This is a genomic window from Enterococcus faecalis, assembly GCF_029024925.1.
GTDB classification, from domain to species: Bacteria; Bacillota; Bacilli; order Lactobacillales; family Enterococcaceae; genus Enterococcus; species Enterococcus faecalis.
This window is the reverse complement of the sequence record NZ_CP118962.1, coordinates 2,372,623-2,395,805: the sequence shown is the minus strand read 5'-3', so window position 1 is coordinate 2,395,805 and position 23,183 is coordinate 2,372,623. Positions and strand designations below refer to the sequence as shown.

At 37.4% G+C, this 23,183-nt stretch carries 24 protein-coding genes and 1 tRNA gene; 22 read left to right on the top strand and 3 right to left on the bottom strand.

Going from position 1 to position 23,183, the window contains the following annotated elements; all coding sequences use genetic code 11:
- The 13 genes from PYW42_RS11830 to PYW42_RS11770 all read left to right on the top strand — a co-directional run bounded on the left by PYW42_RS11830 (position 1) and on the right by PYW42_RS11770 (position 10,772).
- Positions 1–1,371, top strand: coding sequence for an acetyl-CoA carboxylase biotin carboxylase subunit (locus PYW42_RS11830; RefSeq protein ID WP_002400784.1), 1,371 nt, complete (start codon positions 1–3; stop codon positions 1,369–1,371).
- A gap of 55 nt (positions 1,372–1,426) precedes the next feature.
- Positions 1,427–2,293: an acetyl-CoA carboxylase, carboxyltransferase subunit beta gene (gene accD / locus PYW42_RS11825; protein ID WP_002356293.1), complete on the top strand. Its 867-nt coding sequence runs from the start codon at positions 1,427–1,429 to the stop codon at positions 2,291–2,293.
- 1 nt (position 2,294) lies between these two features.
- The gene (locus PYW42_RS11820; protein WP_002356295.1) at positions 2,295–3,083 is read left to right on the top strand and encodes an acetyl-CoA carboxylase carboxyl transferase subunit alpha; all 789 of its coding nucleotides are present in this window, start codon (positions 2,295–2,297) and stop codon (positions 3,081–3,083) included.
- Positions 3,084–3,292: 209 nt separating this feature from the next.
- Positions 3,293–3,820 (top strand): YqeG family HAD IIIA-type phosphatase, encoded by a 528-nt coding sequence (locus tag PYW42_RS11815; protein WP_002356296.1) that lies wholly within the window; start codon positions 3,293–3,295, stop codon positions 3,818–3,820.
- Entirely contained in the window at positions 3,817–4,926 is a 1,110-nt protein-coding gene (gene yqeH, locus PYW42_RS11810; RefSeq protein WP_002410954.1) for a ribosome biogenesis GTPase YqeH, read from the top strand. The genes PYW42_RS11815 and yqeH overlap by 4 nt, the downstream gene beginning before the upstream one ends.
- A 23-nt stretch (positions 4,927–4,949) precedes the next feature.
- Positions 4,950–5,261, top strand: a complete 312-nt coding sequence (gene yhbY, locus PYW42_RS11805) for a ribosome assembly RNA-binding protein YhbY (protein WP_002356298.1) — start codon at positions 4,950–4,952, stop codon at positions 5,259–5,261.
- 17 nt (positions 5,262–5,278) lie between these two features.
- Positions 5,279–5,938, top strand: a complete 660-nt coding sequence (locus PYW42_RS11800) for a nicotinate-nucleotide adenylyltransferase (RefSeq protein WP_002365150.1) — start codon at positions 5,279–5,281, stop codon at positions 5,936–5,938.
- The gene (yqeK, locus tag PYW42_RS11795) at positions 5,916–6,506 is read left to right on the top strand and encodes a bis(5'-nucleosyl)-tetraphosphatase (symmetrical) YqeK (protein ID WP_002379798.1); all 591 of its coding nucleotides are present in this window, start codon (positions 5,916–5,918) and stop codon (positions 6,504–6,506) included. The genes PYW42_RS11800 and yqeK overlap by 23 nt, the downstream gene beginning before the upstream one ends.
- 46 nt (positions 6,507–6,552) lie before the next feature.
- Positions 6,553–6,891: a ribosome silencing factor gene (gene rsfS, locus PYW42_RS11790; RefSeq protein WP_033072556.1), complete on the top strand. Its 339-nt coding sequence runs from the start codon at positions 6,553–6,555 to the stop codon at positions 6,889–6,891.
- 1 nt (position 6,892) lies between these two features.
- The gene (locus tag PYW42_RS11785; RefSeq protein WP_002356302.1) at positions 6,893–7,633 is read left to right on the top strand and encodes a class I SAM-dependent DNA methyltransferase; all 741 of its coding nucleotides are present in this window, start codon (positions 6,893–6,895) and stop codon (positions 7,631–7,633) included.
- A gap of 80 nt (positions 7,634–7,713) precedes the next feature.
- Positions 7,714–8,901, top strand: a complete 1,188-nt coding sequence (locus PYW42_RS11780; protein WP_002362361.1) for a nucleotidyltransferase — start codon at positions 7,714–7,716, stop codon at positions 8,899–8,901.
- Between the two features lie 86 nt (positions 8,902–8,987).
- Positions 8,988–9,707 carry a YebC/PmpR family DNA-binding transcriptional regulator gene (locus PYW42_RS11775; protein WP_002362464.1) on the top strand — a complete coding sequence of 240 codons (720 nt, stop codon included), beginning with the start codon at positions 8,988–8,990 and terminating at the stop codon, positions 9,705–9,707.
- Between the two features lie 234 nt (positions 9,708–9,941).
- Positions 9,942–10,772: a DUF6287 domain-containing protein gene (locus tag PYW42_RS11770; RefSeq protein ID WP_002410953.1), complete on the top strand. Its 831-nt coding sequence runs from the start codon at positions 9,942–9,944 to the stop codon at positions 10,770–10,772.
- A gap of 278 nt (positions 10,773–11,050) precedes the next feature.
- On the opposite strand, the gene PYW42_RS11765 is transcribed toward PYW42_RS11770, so the two are convergent.
- Together PYW42_RS11765 and PYW42_RS11760 are read right to left on the bottom strand one after the other, a co-directional pair.
- Positions 11,051–11,995 carry an endo-beta-N-acetylglucosaminidase gene (locus tag PYW42_RS11765; RefSeq protein ID WP_002382461.1) on the bottom strand — a complete coding sequence of 315 codons (945 nt, stop codon included), beginning with the start codon at positions 11,993–11,995 and terminating at the stop codon, positions 11,051–11,053.
- Between the two features lie 157 nt (positions 11,996–12,152).
- Positions 12,153–12,734 (bottom strand): YdcF family protein, encoded by a 582-nt coding sequence (locus PYW42_RS11760; RefSeq protein ID WP_002362357.1) that lies wholly within the window; start codon positions 12,732–12,734, stop codon positions 12,153–12,155.
- Positions 12,735–12,855: 121 nt separating this feature from the next.
- On the opposite strand from PYW42_RS11760, the gene PYW42_RS11755 reads away from it, so the two are divergent.
- The 9 genes from PYW42_RS11755 (at position 12,856) to PYW42_RS11715 (ending at position 22,411) form a co-directional block, all read left to right on the top strand.
- Positions 12,856–13,719, top strand: a complete 864-nt coding sequence (locus PYW42_RS11755) for an aminoglycoside 6-adenylyltransferase (protein WP_002381386.1) — start codon at positions 12,856–12,858, stop codon at positions 13,717–13,719.
- A gap of 146 nt (positions 13,720–13,865) precedes the next feature.
- Positions 13,866–15,311 carry a L,D-transpeptidase family protein gene (locus PYW42_RS11750; RefSeq protein WP_010816173.1) on the top strand — a complete coding sequence of 482 codons (1,446 nt, stop codon included), beginning with the start codon at positions 13,866–13,868 and terminating at the stop codon, positions 15,309–15,311.
- A 165-nt stretch (positions 15,312–15,476) separates the two neighbouring features.
- Positions 15,477–15,656, top strand: a complete 180-nt coding sequence (locus tag PYW42_RS11745; protein ID WP_002356318.1) for a 2-hydroxymuconate tautomerase — start codon at positions 15,477–15,479, stop codon at positions 15,654–15,656.
- 396 nt (positions 15,657–16,052) lie between these two features.
- Positions 16,053–17,990 (top strand): threonine--tRNA ligase, encoded by a 1,938-nt coding sequence (gene thrS / locus PYW42_RS11740; RefSeq protein ID WP_002359397.1) that lies wholly within the window; start codon positions 16,053–16,055, stop codon positions 17,988–17,990.
- Positions 17,991–18,154: 164 nt separating this feature from the next.
- A complete protein-coding gene (locus tag PYW42_RS11735) occupies positions 18,155–20,290 on the top strand; it encodes a peptidoglycan D,D-transpeptidase FtsI family protein (RefSeq protein ID WP_002362471.1) in 2,136 nt (711 codons plus the stop codon).
- A 125-nt stretch (positions 20,291–20,415) separates the two neighbouring features.
- Complete coding sequence (rpmG, locus tag PYW42_RS11730) at positions 20,416–20,565, top strand: 50S ribosomal protein L33 (protein WP_002356321.1); 150 nt, start codon at positions 20,416–20,418, stop codon at positions 20,563–20,565.
- 95 nt (positions 20,566–20,660) lie between these two features.
- Positions 20,661–20,750 (top strand) — tRNA-Ser (locus tag PYW42_RS11725).
- Positions 20,751–20,839: 89 nt separating this feature from the next.
- Positions 20,840–21,091 carry a hypothetical protein gene (locus PYW42_RS11720; protein WP_002398678.1) on the top strand — a complete coding sequence of 84 codons (252 nt, stop codon included), beginning with the start codon at positions 20,840–20,842 and terminating at the stop codon, positions 21,089–21,091.
- Between the two features lie 255 nt (positions 21,092–21,346).
- On the top strand, positions 21,347–22,411 hold the full coding sequence (locus tag PYW42_RS11715) for an FUSC family protein (protein ID WP_002356323.1): 1,065 nt from the start codon (positions 21,347–21,349) through the stop codon (positions 22,409–22,411).
- A gap of 77 nt (positions 22,412–22,488) precedes the next feature.
- On the opposite strand, the gene PYW42_RS11710 is transcribed toward PYW42_RS11715, so the two are convergent.
- Positions 22,489–23,112 carry a hypothetical protein gene (locus PYW42_RS11710; protein ID WP_010708907.1) on the bottom strand — a complete coding sequence of 208 codons (624 nt, stop codon included), beginning with the start codon at positions 23,110–23,112 and terminating at the stop codon, positions 22,489–22,491.
- Between the last annotated feature and the right edge of the window lie 71 nt (positions 23,113–23,183).

Here is a 23,183-nt window from a genome sequence, read left to right as displayed (position 1 = left end):
ATGTTTTCGAAAGTATTAATCGCAAACCGCGGAGAAATCGCTGTTCGTATTATTCGTGCCTGTCGCGAATTAGGCATTCAAACAGTTGCTGTTTACTCTGAAGCGGATCAAGAAGCGTTACACACACAGTTAGCAGATGAAGCCATTTGTATTGGACCGGCGAAAGCAACTGATTCTTATTTAAATGTTCAAGCTGTTTTAAGTGCAGCGATTGTTACCAATGCTGAAGCGATTCATCCAGGGTTTGGTTTCTTATCTGAAAATAGTCAATTTGCTTCAATGTGCGAAGAATGTAACATTACTTTTATCGGTCCTAAAGCAGAAACGATTGATGCAATGGGCAATAAAATAAACGCACGTCAACTGATGCAAAAAGCCAAGGTACCTGTTATTCCTGGGAGTGATGGCGTCATTGATTCTGTCGAAGAAGCGTTGACGATTGCTGAAGAAATTGGTTACCCAGTGATGTTAAAGGCAGCTGCTGGTGGTGGCGGAAAAGGAATCCGAAAAGTTCTTTCAAAAGAAGAGTTACCGAAACACTTTACTTCAGCGCAGCAAGAAGCCAAAGCCGCATTTGGTAATGATGATATGTATTTAGAAAAAATTATTTATCCAGCACGTCATATCGAAGTGCAAATTTTAGGTGATCAATATGGGCATGTGATTCACTTAGGAGAACGTGATTGCTCACTACAAAGAAATAATCAAAAAGTGTTAGAAGAATCACCATCGATTGCTATTTCTGAAGAAAAGCGTCAGATGTTAGGCGAAACGGCCGTTCGAGCGGCACAAGCTGTGCATTATGAAAATGCCGGAACCATTGAATTTTTGATGGATCCAGCTGGCGACTTTTATTTCATGGAAATGAATACCCGCATCCAAGTCGAACATCCAGTTACGGAAATGGTAACAGGGATTGATTTAGTCAAAGCACAATTAGAAATTGCTTCAGGTGAACCTTTAGGCTATACCCAAGAGGATGTTACCATGACTGGGCATGCGATTGAGTGCCGAATTAACGCTGAAAATCCTGCCTTTAATTTTGCTCCTTCACCAGGTAAAATTCAAAATCTCTTGTTGCCTAGTGGTGGAATGGGCTTGCGTGTAGACAGCGCTATGTATTCAGGGTATTCAATTCCGCCTTATTATGATTCAATGATTGCAAAAGTCATCGTACATGGTGAAAATCGTTTTGATGCCTTGATGAAAATGCAAAGGGCTTTAAATGAAATTGTAACAGAAGGTATTATTACGAATGCCGAATTCCAATTAGATTTAATTACACATGACAATGTTTTGACAGGTGACTATGACACAAGCTTTTTACAAGAAACATTTCTACCAAATTGGGAGCCAGAAAGCAATCATTAAAGAAAGAACGCCGCAAGAGCTGTGCTCTTGCCGCTAAAATACGAGGAGTAAGCAAATGGCATTATTTAAAAAGAAAAATTACATTCGCATTAATCCAAATCGTGCTGATGCAAATGATGCATCAAAGAAGCCTTCTGTTCCAGATAATATGTGGGCAAAATGCCCTTCTTGTAAGCGAACACTGTATACAAAAGAAATGGGTGCAGAAAAAATCTGTCCGCATTGTGGCTATAGTTTTCGGATTGGTGCATGGGAACGATTAGCGATAACCGTTGATGAAAAAAGTTTCCACAATTGGGACAGTGAATTAGTGACAAAAGATCCACTAAATTTTCCTGGTTATCTTGAAAAAATTGAAAAAATGCAAGAAAAAACTGGGCTAGATGAAGCTGTCTTAACGGGAGAAGCAACAATTGAAGGACAAGCTGTTGCAATTGGAATCATGGACGCTAATTTTATCATGGGCAGTATGGGAACGATTGTTGGTGAAAAAATCACACGCTTGTTTGAGCGGGCGACAGAAAAGCATTTACCAGTAGTGATTTTCACTGCATCTGGTGGTGCCCGTATGCAAGAAGGAATTTTTTCATTGATGCAAATGGCGAAAATTTCGGCCGCTTTGCAACGGCATAACAAAGCAGGCTTGCTGTATCTTACGGTATTGACTGATCCAACGACTGGCGGTGTTACAGCAAGTTTTGCGATGGATGGCGATATTATTTTGGCAGAGCCTCAGAGTTTAATCGGTTTTGCTGGCCGCCGTGTAATTGAACAAACGATTCGTCAAGAGTTGCCAGATGATTTTCAAAAGGCCGAGTTTCTTTTAGAACATGGTTTTGTAGATCAGATTGTGCCAAGAAATCTTTTGCGTCAACGATTGAGCGACTTGTTACGTTTACATTCTTTGGAAGGGTGGCGCTAACATGGAAAAGAAAACAGCCAATGATGTTGTTACCTTGGCAAGAGACCAAGATCGTTTGACAACTTTAGAATATATAGAAGCCATTTTTGAGGACTTTTTAGAATTTCATGGGGATCGTTACTTTGCCGATGATTTAGCTGTAGTCGGTGGTGTTGCTACTTTGCAAGGGAAACCAGTTACGGTGATAGGTATCCAAAAAGGCCGAAATCTACCAGAAAATATTGAACGTAATTTTGGTTCACCTAATCCTGAAGGGTATCGCAAAGCGTTACGTTTAATGAAACAAGCGGAAAAATTTAATCGCCCAGTCATTACCTTTGTGAACACTGCTGGTGCCTATTGTGGAATTGGTGCCGAAGAGAGGGGAGAAGGGGAAGCCATTGCGCAAAACCTGTTAGAGATGTCTGATTTGAAAGTGCCAATCATTTCAGTCATCATTGGTGAGGGCGGTAGTGGCGGTGCTTTAGCTTTAGCAGTCGCAGATGAAGTTTGGATGTTGGAACACACGATTTATGCGGTTCTTTCGCCAGAAGGTTTCGCCTCTATTTTGTGGAAAGATGGCAGTCGTGCGAAAGAAGCAGCAGAATTGATGAAAATCACAGCGACAGAGCTGAAGGAATTAGCTATTGTAGATAAAGTAATTCCGGAAGTTATGAACGGTCAGCCTCTGGAACAAGCAAAAATTAATCGCATGTTACAAAAAGCGTTCATTTCAAAATTAACTGAATTAGCTAAATTAGATACGGAAACGTTACTAGAAAAAAGATACCAACGTTTTCGCAAATATTAGAAGTTACTACTCATCAACGAACTTTTCAGGGGTTGATGGGTGGCTTCTTTTATTTTACTTGTTCTTTTACAAGGAACGACCGTCCTTTATAGAAATTTTCAGTAAAATGCAGTATAATACAATAGGTAGAGACTGAAGCATAATTGTTTAGTTATGTTTCAGTCTCTTAAAATCGAAGAAACTACATAGTGTCAGTGAGAGGAGTCACGATGTTTTCAAAATATAAACCGACATGGATGATTGATGCGATTTATAAAATTACCCCCGCACAATTAAAAAAACTGGGGATTAAGGCAGTACTAACTGACTTAGATAATACGTTAATTGCTTGGAATAATCCCGATGGAACAGAAGAATTAAAAACTTGGTTATTAGAAATGAAAAATGCAGGAATTACTGTCCTCGTTGTTTCAAACAACAAAGACAGCCGGATTAAACGCGTTGTTGAAAAGTTTGACTTAGATTATGTAGCACGTGCCTTGAAACCAACCGCACGTGGCTTCAAATTAGCAGAAAAAAAATTAGGCTTGAAGCCATCTGAAATGTTAATGGTCGGCGATCAGATTATGACAGATATTCGGGGAGCTAACGCAGCGGGTATACGCAATGTTTTAGTTCAACCGATTGTCGATACAGATGGCTGGAATACTAGAATCAATCGGTTCTTTGAACGGAAAATTATGAAATACTTATCAAAAAAACATCCAGAAATGACATGGAGAGGCGGATTAGAATGACAGAGGCAATTCATTGTATTGGCTGTGGTGCGATTATCCAAACGGAAAATCCTCATGAATTAGGCTATACACCAAAAACAGCTTTCGAAAAAGGAATGGAAACAGGGGAAGTTTATTGCCAACGTTGTTTTCGCTTAAGACATTATAATGACATTCAAGATGTCCAATTAACAGATGATGACTTTTTACGTTTATTGAATGGTTTAGGAACAGAAGATGCACTGATTGTGAACGTAGTGGATATTTTTGACTTTAATGGCTCTCTTATTCCAGGACTACATCGTTTTATCGGAGATAATCCTGTGTTGTTAGTTGGTAATAAAGTGGATATTTTGCCTAAATCATTAAAAAAAACTAAAATGGTTCAATGGATGAGAGAACGGGCCCATGAAGCAGGATTACGCCCTGTTGATGTTTTACTAACAAGTGGCAAGAAACCACAAGAAATGCAAGAGTTATTAGATACAATCGAAAAATATCGTGAAGGCCGAGACGTTTATGTCGTAGGTGTGACCAATGTTGGAAAATCAACATTAATCAATCAAATCATTCAACAAACAGTGGGTGTTCAAGATGTGATTACGACATCACAATTTCCTGGAACAACGCTAGATAAAATTGAAATTCCATTAGACGATGGCCACTTCTTAATCGATACGCCCGGAATTATTCACCGTCATCAAATGGCACATTATCTAGGTAAAAAAGACTTGAAAATTATTGCACCGCAAAAAGAAATCAAACCGAAAGTTTACCAATTAAATGCTGAACAAACCTTGTTTTTAGGTGGCTTGGCTCGCTTTGATTATGTCCAAGGTGCTAAAAGTTCCTTCATTGCCTACGTTTCCAATGACTTAAATTTACACCGAACAAAAACAGCAACCGCCGATGCTTTTTATGAAAAACATGTTGGTGGCTTATTGCAGCCTCCACGTGCCGATGAAGTCGCTGAGTTTCCTGAATTAGTGCGCTTTGAATTTTCCGTGAAAGAAAAAACGGATATTGTGTTTGCTGGTCTAGGTTGGATTACTGTCACAGAACCTGGTGTAGTCGCTGGTTGGGCGCCTAAAGGTGTCGATGTTTTACGTAGAAAAGCATTAATTTAAATTTTAGAGAGAAGGCAAACAATTTGAAACTTAGAGGAAAACAAAAACGTTATTTACGTAGTCAGGCACACCATTTACAACCTATTTTTCAAGTAGGCAAAGGTGGTTTGAATGACGCAATGATTACACAAATTGATGAAGCGTTGGAAAAACGTGAACTGATTAAAATTACGTTATTACAAAATACAGATGAAGTAGCAGAAGAGGTTGCAGAAGAACTAACAGCAGCCATTCATTGCGATGTGGTACAAATTATTGGTCGCGTGTTGGTCTTATTCAAGCCATCAAGTAAAGAAAAATATCAAAAAATTTCAGCAGCAGTCAAAGAGATTTAATATTGGAGGGATGAACAATGGGAGAAAAAAGACAAGCGCGTCAAGGAGCGGACGTTCTCTTGCAAGAGGAACCGTTACGTTTTCAAACAAGAAAGCAAGTCGGCTTGTTAGGTGGTAATTTTAATCCCGTTCATTTAGCACATCTTGTCATGGCCGATCAAGTTCAAAATCAACTAGGTTTGGACAAAGTTTACTTAATGCCTACGTACTTACCACCACATGTAGACGAAAAGAAAACAATTAGCAGTGAACATCGGTTAGCGATGTTAGAACTAGCAGTGGCTGATAATCCCTGCTTAGATATTGAGCCAATTGAGTTAATTCGCAAAGGCAAAAGTTACACGTATGATACGATGAAAGCTTTAAAAGAAGCCAATCCAGATACTGATTATTATTTTATAATTGGTGGAGATATGGTGGAATACTTGCCTAAATGGCATCGGATTGATGACTTACTCCATTTAGTTCAATTTGTCGGCATTCGGCGTCCTAATTATCCAACGGAATCTACCTATCCAATTATTTGGGTCGATGTTCCGCAGATGGCGATTAGTTCCACTTTGATTAGACAAAAAGTCAAAAGTGGTTGCTCAACACGCTATCTTCTTCCAGAGAATGTGATAAACTATATTCAAGAGAAGGGACTGTATCAAGATGAGCTGGATAACAAATTATGATGCTGCACAACGTGAATTATTAATGCAAAAAGTTCAAATGCAAATGAGTGAACGTCGCTTTCGCCATGTGTTAGGAGTCGAGGAAACAGCTGTGGCCTTGGCAGCGAAATATGGTGCCGATGAAGCGAAAGCCAGTATTGCTGCTTTGACGCATGATTACGCCAAAGAACGTCCAAACGATGAATTCGAGTTGATTATTCGCCGAGATGGTTTTGATTTGACTTTATTAAACTATGGCAATGAAATTTGGCATGGCTTAGTTGGGGCGGATATTGTCCAACGGGAATTAGCCATTGATGACGAAGAAATCTTGCAGGCAATTCGTGTGCATACAACTGGGGCTGCTAAGATGAGCTTGCTAGATAAAATTATTTATGTCGCAGATTACATTGAACCAGGACGTGATTTTCCAGGTGTGAAAGAAGCCCGTGAAATTGCCCTTGTTGACTTAGATGCAGCGGTTGCTTATGAAACGAAACATACCTTGTTACATTTGATTGAACAAGAACATAAAATTTATCCAAAAACGTTAGAGACCTACAATCAATGGGTCGTTAATCAAAAATAAAAGAAGAAAGAATTACTAGGAGGGAACTATCATAGATAGCCAGAAAATTTTAGAAATTGCTGTCAAAGCAGCAGATTCAAAACGAGCAGAAGAAATTGTCGCATTAGACGTAAGAGAGATTTCATTATTAGCAGATTATTTTTTAATTTGCCAAGCCAATAGTGAACGTCAAATCAATGCGATTGTTGATGAAATTAACGAACAAGAAGCCAAAAATCAAGTAGAAGTCAAGCGTGTGGAAGGTAAAGAAGGCGGAAAATGGATTTTAATCGATTTAGGCGATGTTATTGTCCATGTATTCCAATCTTCAGAACGTGCCTTTTACAACTTAGAAAAATTATGGTCAGATGCCCCAATGGTTGATCTAAGCGCTTGGGTCGACTAAAATGGCCTATGAAACATTTGCTTTCGTCTATGACGAAGTGATGGACGAAAGCCTATACCAAAAATGGTTGGATTTTTCCAATCGTCATCTCCCACAAGGAACCCAACAAATTCTTGAAATGGCTTGTGGTACAGGCGCTTTAGCAGTTGATTTCGCGAAAAGTGGTTACGATGTGACAGCCTTAGACTTATCAGAAGAAATGTTGATGATTGCTAGTGAACGGGCCTTTGAAGAAGAAGTGCCAGTTCAATTTGTTCAGGGAAATATGCTAGATTTATCTGAAGTGGGACAATACCAAGCCATCACTTGTTTTTCTGATTCACTATGCTACATGGCTAATCGCCAAGAAGTACAACAAGTGTTCGATGAAGTTTATCAAGCGTTAGAAGAGGAAGGAACGTTCATTTTTGATGTTCATTCTACTTACAAAATTGATTCAGTTTTTCCAGAATATAGCTATCATTATCAAACAGAAGAATTTGCTTTTCTATGGGATAGTTACGCTGGTGAAAAAGAACACAGCATCGAACATTTCTTAACATTTTTTGTGAAAGAACAGGAAACAGATGAGCACTTTGTTCGGTATGATGAATTGCATCAAGAACGAACCTATTCGTTAGATAACTATTTACGAATGTTAGAAAGTGCTGGTTTCATGAACGTCAAAGTTTATGCAGACTTTACAGATGAAGCACCAACTGAAACAAGTGAACGCTGGTTCTTTGTTTGTCAAAGAGATTAATAAGATTTGGCTTATGAGCTTGGGACAGCGCTTAAAAACGTTTGTCTCTTTGCTGATAAGTCCATTTTTTTATAACGGAGGTGGCTAGAGTGAAAGCCTGTGGCATTATCGTGGAATATAATCCCTTTCATAATGGACATCGCTATCATGCCCAACAAGCTCGCCAACAAAGCGGAGCTGAAGTAGTAATTGCTATAATGAGTGGAAATTTTTTACAAAGAGGAGAACCAGCCTTACTAGATAAGTGGGCCAGAGCAGAAGAAGCTTTGCAAAATGGTGTGGATTTAGTCATTGAATTGCCGACAGCTTGGTCGGTACAGTCTGCGGATTACTTTGCCAAAGGCGGTATAAAGTTATTGCAGGCGTTGCAATGTGAGAGCTTATGTTTTGGAACAGATAGTACAAGCGCAATTGATTATGCGGCTTTCGGCCAGTTTGTCCAAGAAAATCAATCCTTAATTGATCAAACGTTCCACGCATTGACAGACAAACAATTGAGTTATCCACAAAAAATGACTGCTGTTTTTCGTCAAGTATATCCTGAAAGCAGGTTCGATTTTTCTTCGCCTAATCATATTTTGGGGATGAGTTATGCAAAGGAAAATGCCACGTATCCAACCCCGATGACGCTCTACCCAATTGCTAGAAAACAAGCGGGCTTTCATGATGCAACGATTTCTGGGAAAGTTGCTAGCGCCACGGCGATTAGGCAAAGTGTTTTTCAACAAGAAATAACGCAAGTGCTGCCAACGGTGCCTTCTATAACCGCACAACATTTACAAACACAGACAATGATTTCATGGGAAAATTATTGGCCCTTCCTAAAGTATAAAATTGTTCAATCCTCGTTAGAAGAGTTACAAGCCATTTACCAAATGACGGAAGGACTTGAATATCGACTAAAAGATCAAATCCAAGCAGCAGGTTCTTTTCACGAATTAATGGAACGTATGAAAACGAAGCGTTATACTTGGACAAGATTGCAACGATTAGCAACCTATATATTGTTAAATATGACCAAAGAAGAAGTTGAAACTGTTTGGCAAAACAGTTATCTCCATGTGCTAGGATTTACGCCAAAGGGACAAGCTTATCTAAAAGAAACCAAAGCACAGATTCAATTGCCGGTAATTTCCAAAGTATCTAAAGAAAACCGCGCAATGCTTTCGTTAGATATTCGCGCCAATCAACTATACCAAATGGGAGATTCTTCTTTAAAAGAACAAAATTTTGGTCGGTTTCCCTTACGATTTTCGCCAGATACCTAAAAAATACTTAACAAAAATCAGTTTCCCCAGTATAATAAACAAGGGATAAGATACTAACAACAAATCAGAGAAAGCGAAGTGAGAATATGGGCCGTAAATGGGCAAATATTAAAGAGAAAAAAGCTGCCAAAGACGCAAACAATAGCCGTGTTTATGCAAAATTCGGGATTGAAATTTACGTAGCAGCGAAGTCAGGAGACCCTGATCCTCATGCAAACCAAAAATTACGGTTTGTAATCGAACGCGCCAAAACATACAATGTACCAAAACATATTATTGATCGCGCTATTGAAAAAGCAAAAGGTTCAGCAGATGAACAATATTCTGAATTACGCTATGAAGGATTTGGGCCAAATGGTTCAATGGTCATTGTTGATGCTTTAACAAACAACGTGAACCGAACAGCAGCAGATGTGCGGGCCGCATTTGGTAAAAACGGCGGAAACATGGGTGTCAGCGGTGCTGTTTCCTACATGTTTGATAATACAGGTATCATTGGCTTTGCTGGTGACGATGCGGATGAAATTTTAGAATACTTAATGGAAAAAGACATTGATGTTCGCGATGTTGTTGAAGAAGACGGTCAAATTATCGTTTACACAGAACCAGAAGATTTCCACCATGCACAAGAAGCGTTAAAAGAAAAAGGCATTGAAGAATTCACGGTTACTGAGTTAGAAATGGTTCCACAAAACGAAGTAACATTAGAAGGCGACGATTTAGGGAACTTTGAAAAAATGTTAGACGTTTTAGAAGATTTAGAAGATGTTCAGAAAGTCCATCATAATGTAGATTTACCTGAATAATCCATTTGTTCGTTTATTTGAAGATTTAGAAAGTGAGCCATCGGTCATTTTGACTGATGGCTCACTTTTTTTCATATAATACATAGAAAAAAGAAAGTTGATTGATAGGTCCATGTGACACAAAGCATTCAATGACAGGTTCAACTTTTGTCTGTTCCATAAATATTTGTCTAAACAGTTGAATTAATAGTACAATAGTCTAGTAAGATAGATCATTGAACGGGGTGAATAGGCGTGAAAAAGGGAATGTTAGCGTTTTTTGTCGTGCTAGCGGTTTTATCATTAACTGCTTGTCGGGAACCAAAAGAAAAGAAAGTAACCGCTTCAACGGAGGCATCCTCTAAAGTTGAAGAGACGAATGAAAAAACGAGTGAAACAATTGATAAGACAAACGAACAAGCGAGCAGCAGTGTCGAGTCTAACGAATCAGTGAAAAATGAAGAGTCCACAGCTGATGAAGACAACAGTCAGCTAACTGTAGCTGATTTAGATACTACAGCGATTAATGCTGGCGATTTTACTACTTTAGTTGGAACATGGAAAAATGGTAAAGGAGAGAGTTTGATCATTCATCCTGATGGTAGTACAAATACCGGAGGAATGATTACGAAGGATTCACCTACTGATGAGTCGCGACCAATTACAAGCTTAAGTATTAGGTGGGGGCCTACTGGTGCTGCGCTATTATTATATAGAATTGGTGTTGAAAATCCTAACGGCGACCAATCGGATAAGACGAAACCGCGATTGTTAATTACTCAAGATAGTGGAAATTATCCTGCGGAAGAGTATTACTATCGTTCTTCTGAAGAGGAAAATCAAGACCAAAATGAAGAGGCAAAAATCATCGATACACAAGAAAAAGCAGAGACATATATTAGAAAGACACTGACTGATGCAGAAAATAATGATACGAACCTTGGATTTTTGGGTATGAATGGAAATGACTTCTTTTTTAGAGCCCAATCGAAACAGATGGTTGCAAATGGAGGGACAGGGACTGTCGGTTTTTACAGAGTATCACCACAAGGAGCAGTCAGAATAACGGATGCACGAGGCAACTAAAGATAGTCTAGTGGCAATCTATTTAATTCCTATAAAAGTAGCAAAATAAGAATGAAATGATCACAAAATCTTCACATTTAGTTTGTAAGATATAAGCATATCAACAAACAACCTTAACAACACAAAACACTTTTTCATTTTTAACTCCTTTCCCGTCCTTACCCAAAGGGCGGGTCTTTTTTTGTGTAAAACTATTCGCTCAAGATACCAAAAAGCCAGCTTGTAGTAAGCTGGCTTTTAACTCTTTACATGTTGGCGCTTGTAGACACGAGATAATATTAAGGTGTTGGAACAGTTGGTGAATAGTTCGTTTTTCGACCATAAAGTTCTTGTGTCGCCGCCGAGATATACGCAGATGAATCTTTTCCTGGGAGGTTATACATTAGATAAATACCATATTGCTCCGCTTTTGTACGTTTAGCATATTGCGCAGCTAGATTTTGATTGACACCAACTTCAACGGCAGAAGCACCTAAACGAGAAGCAGGCATCCCCGCAATTTGTGGCGGATTCCAGGTACTATAATAAGGGTTCCAAGCATAATCAATTAAAGAACTCATTTGAGGATTAGCTGAAGAGTTCGCAGCCGCTGGTCCAATATTATAAAAAGTAATTAATTTATCATTACCTAAGCGATTTCTTAAGGCTTGAAGTAACCAAATGAACGAAGAATTATTTGGTTGAGGCGTCCCATTTTTTCCGTATTCAGCATACTCATCATCAAAATCAATACCATCTAAATGATACGTATTAACGACTTGTTCTAATTGAGCTGCAAAGGCATCCGCACTTTCGTAAGTTGGGAAGTTAGCAAAGCCAGCGCCTTCATGGTTGCCTAAAATAGACAATAGGACTTTAGTGCCGCGTGCTTGAACTGGACGAATTTGTGTTTCAGCTTCGTTTAAAGTTTGTTGGACCCGTTCATTTAGATATAAGTAAGGTTTTTTATTGACCGTATCATAATTAATATTGGCTGCAAAAATAATCCCCATATCAAAAGCAGGTTGATTGGTTCCAGCTAAAGTATATTTTCCCACATTGTTAAAATCGTGGTTGTTTACTTCTACATACATGACTGTTTTAGGTGTAACAGTTGATGCTGCTTGTACTTCAAATGCAGGTAGTGCAAACAATAACCCACCGACTAAAAGTATCAAACTTAAAAAAGTTGAAATAATCCCTGTTTTCTTGTTAAAAAAATGAGTGCTCAATTGATGCCCCATAACTTTCTCCTCCTATAAAATAAATATTATTTGTAAGCGCTAACAAAGATATGTTATCATTTTTATAATTTAAACACAAGAAGAAGAGAACAAAAGTGAGCAAATCCACAGAATATAAAAGCGTCCTTCGCAAAATGGTCTTGCGAAGGACGCTCTTTTACCAATCAAAGAGTAAGGCATAGCCTAAAGAAAGCAACTCTCGACCAAAATTTTTGATATCTTTTGGAAAAGAAGAAGCCGCAGTGATGCCTGAAACATTTGAGATGCCTGCTCGCTTGGCTAAAAGTTGCGAGCGGTACATGTGAAAGTCACTAGTAACAATCACTAGCCGTTTAAAAGAAAGGAGTTTTTGTGAATTGACAATATTTTCTTTGGTGCGTGTGGCACGATTTTCTAAGAGAATCTGTTTTTCTGGAACACCTTTATTTAGCAAGTATTGTTTCATAACCGCGGCTTCCGTAGCCGGCTCATCTGCTCCTTGCCCTCCGCTAACAATAACGGGTGTCTCGGGGTGTTTTTTAATATAGGGGATAGCCACATCTAACCGAGCTTGCAAAACACGGCTGGGCAGTGCGGTTTCTTTAGACGTCCCTAAAACACGGGCTCCTAAAATTAAAATAGCATCTGGTTTATCGGTGGGTTGCGTATTTTTGCCAGTAAAAATAAGTAGACCTAAAATCAAAAGAATACAAAAGCCAAAACTGACAATGGATAAACTTGTTATTTTTAACCAATGCATGAAACATCCCTCCTTGTAATGTTAGTGTATACGAAGTACCATAGAAAAAGCGATAGAAAACAAAAGACTTATAAAAAAATCTATGTTTTAATAGAAACTTTTGAAGAGAGGGAGCGAGTGAATGCGTACAGAAGAAGAAATGTTTCAACTTATTATGGATGTAGCAAAACAGGAAGAACACATTCGAGCTGTGGGAATGGTGGGGTCTCGCACGAATGTGAAAGCGCCAAAAGATAGTTTTCAAGATTTCGACATTGTTTATATTGTAGAACCATGTGCTGAGTTTTTTGAAACAGCAACGTGGATAGCAAAATTTGGACAACCATTAATTATGCAACGTCCCAAGGAAATGACCTTATTTCCCACAGAACCGAAGACGCGGGAAACATTTTTAATGTTATTTGAAGATGGCCAACGTATCGATTTAACGTTGTGTCCTCTCGCAGAAAAAGATAATTGGCATGAAGGCGATTCTTTAGCAATTATCTTGTTAGACAAAGATGAAAATTTGCCGCCTTTACCTGTAGCATCTGATAAAAATTATACAGTAACAGTTCCGGATCAGCAGCAATTTAACGATTGTTGCAATGAATTTTGGTGGGTTAGTACGTATGTAGTTAAGGGGCTTTGTCGGAATGAACTATTTTACGCTGTCACACATCTCTATGAATATTGTCAGCAGGAACTGTTGCGCTTGCTTTCTTGGCAAGCGGCTTGGCAGGAACCGGAGCCAATTTCTGTTGGGAAACAATTTAAGTATCTGAAAAATTATGTCACTCCTGACACGATGGATCAATTAGCATCGTTGCTGGATTTTTCTAGTAAAGAAGCTTGTTGGAACAGCTTAATAAAGACACAAGCCTTTTTTGACGTCGTCGCTCAGGATTTTGCTAAAATGGCCCAGTTTACGTATCATTTACAAGAAGCAAAAAAAGTCACAGAGTATACAAATTCTTTAAGATTAAAGGATTTACAAGGAAAATAAGCTGAAAACAACATAAAAATAGTGTATAATTGAAAAAATTAATCTGCGAGAGAAAGGGAACCTTTTTTGATTGTAGATCACCGCAGTTGTTTGTTGCCTAGTCTCTAAGAAATAAACCTAAAATTATTGATATAAAGGATGAACAAATGAAAAAAGAAGAAATGCAAATGCGTAATACATGTCGTCAAAAATCAGGAAAAAATAATAAAAAGAAAGTAATTATTACTTCTTTGGTTGGACTAGCTCTGGTTGCTGGGGGCAGTTATGTTTATTTTCAAAGTCACTTTTTACCAACCACAAAAGTAAATGGAGTTTCTGTAGGCTGGTTAAATGTAAATGCTGCAGAAGAAAAATTAGCGCAAGTTAATCAAACCGAAGAAGTTGTGGTTCAAACGGGGACAAAAGAAGAAAAAATTCAACTTCCTAAAAAATACCAATTGGATCAAAAATTTTTAAAAGACCATTTACACAGTAGCAAGGTGAAGCTACCGTTAAACGAGGCATTCAAAAAAGAACTAGAAGCTAAATTAGCGACTTTAAGTTTTCCAGAGGGGAAACCAAGCAAAAATGCGAGTATCCGTCGAGGCAATGGCACTTTTGAAATTGTTCCTGAAGAACAAGGCACAGTAGTGGACACACAGCGCTTAAATCAGCAGATTATTGCGGATGTTGAAGCGGGAAAAGGCAACTATCAATACAATGCCAAAGATTTTTATAAAGCCCCTGAAATTACAAAAGAGGATCAAACGTTAAAGGCAACATTGACAACGCTCAATAACAAGTTAAATAAAACAATTACAGTTGATATTAATGGTGAAAAAGTAGCCTTTGATAAAACACAAATTCAAAACGTGCTGAATGATGATGGCACAATCAACAAAGAAAAACTAACTACTTGGGTGACACAATTAGAAACAACATATGGTTCTGCTAATCAACCAGTTTTATTTACAGATGTTCACGGCACGACACGTCGTTTTAAAAACAACGGAAGTTATGGCTGGTCGATTGATGGGGCCAAAACGCAAGATCTACTAGTAAACGCGCTGAATAGCCAAGAACAAACGAATGCAATCACTGTTCCGTTGGTTGGCGATACCAAAGAAAATAGTAAAATAGCCAATAATTACATTGAAATTGATTTAAAAGATCAAAAAATGTATTGTTTCATTGATGGCAAAAAAATAGTCACCACAGATATCATTACTGGCAGATATAACAAAGGAACCGCAACAGTACCAGGATTCCATACAATTTTATATCGGACAACCGATGTGAATTTAGAAGGTCAAATGCTTGATGGTTCTCGATACAGTGTGCCAGTAAAATATTGGATGCCGTTATTAAGTCAAGGTGGCGTTGTCACACAAATCGGGATTCATGACTCCGACCATAAATTGGATAAGTATGGCGATAAAGAAGCCTTTAAAACCGATGCTGGTAGTAATGGCTGTATCAATACGCCAGGAACAGAAGTTTCAAAAATCTTTGATGTATCCTATGACGGAATGCCGGTAATTATTTACGGACATATCTATGATGATGCACCAGGTGAATTTGATAAACCTGTAGATTACGGCGAAGAAGTATAAAAAGAGATATTAGGCAAGACCGCACTTTGGTCCAACTATGTATCTGAAAAATAAAAATTGGAGACGTCAACCGTAACGACTGACGTCTCCAATTTTTTATTGACAAGCGTCATAACCCGCTCTATGATACAAACAGAACAAGCAATTTAAATTGGGGGAACGAAGATGCCATTTGTACATGTAGAATTAATTGAAGGCCGCACAGAAGAACAGTTAACTAATATGGTCAAAGATATTACAGAAGCTGTGTCAAAAAACGCTGGTGCACCAAAAGAGAATATCCATGTGATTGTCAATGAATTGAAAAAAGACCGCTATGCACAAGGCGGCGAATGGAAAAAATAAGTTTTCAGAGAATTTCTGTTGAATCACTTGCTTTTTCTGAAAATAAGTGGTTAAATAAGTGCATAAATGATTGATGAGAAAGACAACTGAACTTGCCCGCGATCTATTAGAGAGGAAAATCTTGGCTGAAAATTTTCCAGATTGGCACAAGGGATGACCACTTTCGAAACCTTTGTTGAAACAAAGGCGGTCGCACCGTTAACACGCTAGAGGAACACAGATTATTTGTGTTCAAAATTAGGTGGAACCACGATATTTTCGTCCTAGTATTCGTTAGAATACTAGGACTTTTTGTTTTTTAACAAGGGGAACAGGTGGCTGTTTCGTTTCATTGTGAAAAACAGGAACACAATGAAACGCTTCAAATCAAAAAAATTAAAAGGAGAGAATTTTATTATGTCTATTCACATTACTTTTCCAGATGGCGCTGTTAAACCGTTTGATTCTGGGGTTACAACATTTGATGTTGCTAAAAGTATTAGCAACAGTTTAGCCAAAAAAGCTTTAGCTGGTAAATTCAATGGTGTTTTAATCGATTTAGATCGTCCTATCGTAGAAGATGGTTCGCTTGAAATCGTGACACCTGATCATGAAGATGCTTTAGGAATTTTACGTCATTCATCAGCTCATTTAATGGCTAATGCCTTACGCCGTCTTTTCCCTAACATTAAATTTGGCGTAGGTCCTGCGATTGATTCTGGGTTCTACTATGATACAGATAATGGGGAATCCCCTGTGACAGCGGAAGATTTACCTGCAATTGAAGCCGAAATGATGAAAATTGTGAAGGAAAATAACCCAATCGTTCGTAAAGAAATCTCACGTGCAGAAGCGTTAGAATTATTTGCTGATGATCCTTACAAAGTTGAATTAATTACAGATTTGCCAGAAGATGAAATCATCACTGTCTATGATCAAGGCGATTTTGTTGATTTATGTCGTGGTGTTCACGTCCCTTCAACAGGACGGATTCAAGTCTTTAAATTACTTTCAGTAGCTGGTGCTTATTGGCGCGGAAACTCTGACAATCACATGATGCAACGGATTTATGGCACTGCCTTTTTCGATAAAAAAGATTTAAAAGAATTTATCAAAATGCGCGAGGAAGCCAAAGAACGTGACCACCGTAAATTAGGAAAAGAATTAGATTTATTTATGGTTTCACAAGAAGTTGGTTCAGGGTTACCTTTCTGGTTACCAAAAGGCGCAACCATTCGTCGTACAATTGAACGTTATATTGTGGACAAAGAAATTAGCTTAGGTTACCAACATGTGTATACACCAATTATGGCAGATGTGGAATTATACAAAACATCTGGTCACTGGGATCATTACCATGAAGATATGTTCCCACCAATGGATATGGGTGATGGCGAAATGCTGGTATTACGTCCAATGAACTGTCCACACCATATGATGGTTTATAAAAATGACATTCATAGTTACCGCGAATTGCCAATTCGAATCGCTGAATTAGGGATGATGCACCGCTATGAAAAATCTGGCGCATTATCAGGGTTACAACGTGTTCGTGAAATGACTTTAAACGATGGCCATACTTTTGTTCGTCCTGACCAAATTAAAGACGAATTTAAACGTACTTTGGAGTTAATGGTGGCAGTCTATGCTGACTTTAACATTACGGATTATCGTTTCCGCTTAAGCTATCGTGATCCAAATAATACAGACAAATATTTTGATGATGATGCGATGTGGGAAAAAGCGCAAGCGATGTTAAAAGCTGCCATGGATGAATTAGAATTAGATTACTTTGAAGCAGAAGGCGAAGCTGCCTTTTACGGTCCGAAGTTAGATGTTCAAGTAAAAACAGCTTTAGGAATGGAAGAAACATTATCAACCATCCAATTAGACTTCTTATTACCAGAACGTTTTGACTTAACTTATGTTGGCGAAGATGGTGAAAATACACATCGCCCAGTTGTTATCCACCGTGGTATTGTCTCAACAATGGAACGATTTGTGGCTTACTTAACAGAAGTTTACAAAGGCGCTTTCCCTACTTGGTTAGCACCAATTCAAGCAACTATTATCCCAGTTTCTGTAGAAGCGCATTCTGAGTATGCTTATGAAATCAAAGAACGTTTACAAGCACAAGGCTTACGTGTTGAAGTCGATGATCGTAACGAAAAAATGGGCTACAAAATTCGGGCCTCTCAAACCCAAAAAGTACCTTATCAATTAGTGGTCGGGGACAAAGAAATGGAAGACGCAACGGTGAACGTCCGTCGTTATGGAAGCAAAGAAACGTCTGTCGAAGATTTATCAATTTTCATTGACAGCATGGCTGCTGAAGTTCACAATTACAGCCGTTAAAAAAAGGGAAAAAGTCAAAAGGACTTCTGAATTCAGAAGTCCTTTTGACTTTTTTCAAAAACAAAATAATTAAATATTTCCTTAGAGCTGGGAATAATCCTGATTTTTTGACTATTTTTTGTTACAATGAGAATGCGAAACTTTTTAGTGAAGGGACTAGAGGTATGAAGAAAAACTCATTTATAGATAAAATAAAAAAAACAGATGCCGCAGCAAAGAGTCAACGAGGTAGAAAGCCACATATTCCTTTTCGATTGAACTTATTATTTTTTGTGATATTCACTTTATTTGTTTCATTAATTGTCCGTTTAGGATATTTACAGATTGTAGAAGGAGAAGAGTTTAACAAAAAAATCACTGCCAATTCTTCACTACAAATCACGACACCATCCCCTCGAGGACAAATTTATGATTCACAAGGAAAAGTCTTGGTTTCTAACAAAGCCAATTTAGCAATCACTTACACACGAGGAAAAAATATTGAAGGAAAAGATATTTTACCGATTGCGAATAAAGTTAACGAACTTATTAACGTTCCAGTTGATCCAAACTTAACGGATCGTGATAAAAAAGATTATTGGTTAGCGAATCCTGAAAATTTAAAAGCAGCCCAAGGCCGTTTAACCGATCAAGATAAAGAAGATGAAAAAGGCAACAAAATTACGGACGAAGGCACATTATATGCCAAAGCAGTTGAAAAAGTCACCCCTGAAGAAATTGCATTTGATGACCGAACCTTACAAGCAGTGACGATTTTTAAACGAATGAATGCAGCGTCACAAATGAACACGGTCTTCATCAAGAATGAAGGGGTAACAGAAGGTGAAATTGCGACAATTGGTGAACACACAGCGGAAATATCTGGTGTTTCAACAGGGACTGATTGGACGCGTGATTATTCTCAAAGTGGCGCATTACGTAGCCTGTTGGGCACCGTTTCAACTGAAAAACAAGGATTGCCAGCCGAAGAAGTCGATGAATATTTGAAAAAAGGCTATGCACGAAATGACCGTGTCGGGACTAGCTATTTAGAAAAACAATATGAAGACGTACTACAAGGTAAAAAAGCAAAATCAGAAGTCGTTTTAGACAATAACGGAAAGATTGTTTCACAAACCCCAATTTCCAAAGGGGAAAAAGGCTCCAACTTAAAATTAACGATTGATTCAAATTTCCAAAACAAAGTTGATGAAATTTTACAACGAAACTATTCACAAATAGTCAAAACCATTGGACCATACTCAGAAAATGCATATGTCGTTGCTATGAACCCTCAAACAGGTGCTATTTTAGCGATGTCCGGATTTCATCATGATTTAGCAACTGGAGAAGTCACACCTAATCCTTTAGCACCTATTTTGAATTCTGAAGTTCCTGGATCAGTTGTGAAAGCAGGTACTTTAACAGCTGGTTATGAAACAGGCGTCATTAAAGGCAATGACGTTTTAACAGATGAAGCTATTTTACTAGCAGGTAGTAATCCAAAAGCTTCTTGGTGGAATGCTTCTGGCGGAACAACCATGCAATTAACTGCGGAGCAAGCGTTAGAATATTCTTCGAATGCTTATATGATGAAATTAGTCTTTAAAATGATGGGTGTGAATTATTATCCCAATATGATTTTCCCTTATGAAGTAGGAGATGACACTGTCTTTAAAGAATTAAGAAAAGCTTTTGCAGAATATGGTATGGGAACGAAAACTGGAATTGATATACCAGGAGAAACAACAGGAATTCAAAACAAGGACTTTAAGGATTCGTCTTCTGCGCCACAAGGTGGTAATCTTCTTGACCTATCTTTTGGGCAATATGATACCTATAGCGCGTTACAATTAGCACAGTACGTTTCCACTGTCGCAAATAATGGTATCCGCGTGCAACCCCATGTGGTAGAAGGAATCTATGGCAATGATGAAAATGGAGCTTTAGGAAAAATTTTAAAAGAAATTGAACCAAAAGTTTTGAATAAGGTGAATATTTCTGAAGACCAGATAGGAATTCTTCAACAAGGTTTCTATAATGTAGTAAATGGAACTAGTCCTTTTACAACTGCACGTGGTTTAAAATCAGACAAGTTTTCGATTGCTGCTAAAACAGGGACCGCCGAAACGCAAGCAACAGATGCTAATGGAGTAAACCATACAACGGTTAATAGTAACTTGGTGGCTTATGCGCCGTACGAAAATCCTGAAATTGCAATTAGCGTTGTTTTACCACACTTAAATGATGAATCTTCCAAACCAAATCAAACGATTGCCAAAGAAGTTTTAGAAGCGTATATGGAAATGTACAAAAAATAAAATTTGTAAAGTAGAACTACTTTACAAATTTGCCCAAAAGGGTAGTCAAATGACAAAAAAAATGGTATGATATTCAAGTCTAAGAAATCTCTTGGAAAGATCAATTATTAGTAGGAGGGGAAAACATGCGCGTAAACATCACTTTAGAGTGTACTTCTTGTAAAGAACGTAACTACTTAACAAATAAAAATAAACGTAACAATCCTGATCGTTTAGAAAAACAAAAATATTGCCCACGTGAAAGAAAAGTTACTTTACACCGTGAAACTAAATAATTTATTTAGATAGAGCCTAGAATCCTTGTTGTGTAAGGGTCTAGGCTTTTTATCTTTTGATTCATTACATGTTCATTTGTAGATGGAATGTAGAGGGAGGATTACCCAAGTTTGGCTGAAGGGGACGGTCTCGAAAACCGTTAGGCGAGTAACATCGTGCAAGGGTTCGAATCCCTTATCCTCCGTACTGAGAAGCAGTTGAGTTATTAGTTGCAAATAAAACGACAGAGACGTACACTTAAAGTAGAAAAATACTTAAGAAGAGGTGTCTATTATGTCAAACTATGAAGAAAAAGAAGCGCAAGCATTAGTAAAAATTGCCGACGTTTTGAACAAATTGGATGCAAGTTTAGAAGAGTTGAGCTCGCTAGATGAGGATACAAAAAAACATAGTATGAAGAAATGGATTGTTGAAAAAAAAGCCATTCATGAGATTAAAAAAATTGCACACGAAGCTGGTAAGTATGACAAGTATGATGAAAAAGAATTAGAAAAAGAAATGGATCTGTTGGAAAAGTTTATGTAAAAAAGCGCTAGCTTTTGTTCAACAGTTATTTAATTTTGAGTCTAGAATTAATCGTTTTGATTTTTTCTAGGCTTATTTTTTATGAAGTAAGCAAATCGTATCGGGAGAGGTATTGAATTAAGAAATAAAGCATGTATTGATTCAGAAAAAAAGTTGTAGTAAAATGTTCGTCACAACTACTTTTCTTCTGATTTCATAGAAGGAAAAGTTGGAATAATGAATTGAGAAGAGTCGATTTTTAGGAGATGATTTTAGGTGACTTTTTATCAATTATTGCAGTTAGATCCATTTATTTTAAAACAAAAAATTCATCAAGCGGATACTAAAAAACAGCGGAGATATTTTTGGCGCGCCTTGTTAATAAGGGATATCTTATTAGTTTCGTTTGCGATTTTATGGGTGTCGACGATTACTTTTTTCTTTGGAAAAGCTGTAGCGCCTTTTTCAATTGTATTATTTTGTTTGCTGTTGAGTATCCGTTTCGTCTCATATGGCTACAGGGAAAAACAGGCCTTGCTTAGTTTAGGAATCGTGTTAACAATTCTAGGTGTTAGTCCATTAATTTCACTGATTTCTGTATCATTTTTACAATTGGGCCTTCATTTTATCTGCTTGCTGGCATTGTTTTTCTTAACTGGTAAAAACCCTAAAATGGGTAATCCTGGCTTGTATACGTTCTCCTACTTATATTTAGTTGGCACGGTTCACTATCAATCGTTTCAGCAATTAGAACAAACTTTCTTTGTATTAGTGTTTGCTTATCTACTTTTAGCTTTTGTTTATCATGTGAAACATAAAAAATTGGATCAAGAGATTACTTTTATACAGATGGTTACAGAAAATGGTTTTTTTAATCAAAGAAATATTTGGTTTGGTTATTACGCTTTAGGCATTAGCTTATTACTTTTTATAGGAACGCACCTTCAGATTGACCGCTTTATGTGGGCAACATTTGCTAGTTCGTCATTATTTTCTGGGTATGATACGTTTAAATTGTCTGAACGAGCAAAAGAACGAATAATAGGGGTCGTTATTGGTTCTCTAGTATCGGCTATCTTGTTATTTTATATACCAACGAACCTACTTGGTATTTTAGGAGGACTTTGTTTAGGCTTATGCACATCTTATAAAAGTAAAACGATTTTTAATTGTGTTGGTGCTATCATGGCAGCTTCTATGATATTTGGGCTAGAAACAAGTCTTTACTTAAGAATTTTGTTAAATATGTTGGGGCTAGCTTACGGTTTGCTTTATCATTTTGTCTTTGTAAAAACTATGTCCTATTGCAATCGCAAGGAGTGGCTGAAATTGTCTGAATAAAAGGAGCCTAACATTCTTTCTTGAAAGAATGTTAGGCTCCTTAGACATTTTTGTGTATATTCCATATATGCTATTAATCAATGACCAACTGCTATATCAAATGTCGCAATTTTTGCTGAGCCAGTAGGTACAAGGTCTAGTTCCACTTCGTCAAAACTATTGCCATCAACTGGTATCCCAAAGTAAATTGTAGATGTTCCAGTTCTACCTTGAGAAACATAATCTTGACCATTTTGCTGATTAAATGATTGTAAAGCTTTTCCATCCTTAGAATATGCTTGGAAATAATTAGAGTGGGGTAAAAAGGGTTCTTCCATAGCAATATTGGTATAATCAAAAGTCACTGCCATCATTTTGCTAGTATCATAATCTTCTAGATTAATCATATAATCTGGAAATGCAGATTGATTAGTAGAAACTTTCGTAAGTTTAATTTTTCCAACTTTTTTAGAATTTGAATATAGATCAACGTCTTCATTTAAACCATATTTTTTTTCTTCCTTTTTTTGTTTGGAATCTACTTTGGATTCCTGGCTTTTTTTATTTTCATCAGTATTTCCTGTTTTTAAAGAATCATTTTCTTTTTTTAGACTAGAAATAGTTGTTTCTAGTTTTTGCACTTTAGTAGAATCATTATTAGAACAACCTGCTAAAATACCAAGAGATATTAATGTTATGCTTAACAAATACATTTTTTTCATTTGAAAACTCCTCATTTCTGTTATAATATTTTTGTAAACTAAATCTCGAAATACTTTTTTGAGTCCGTGGT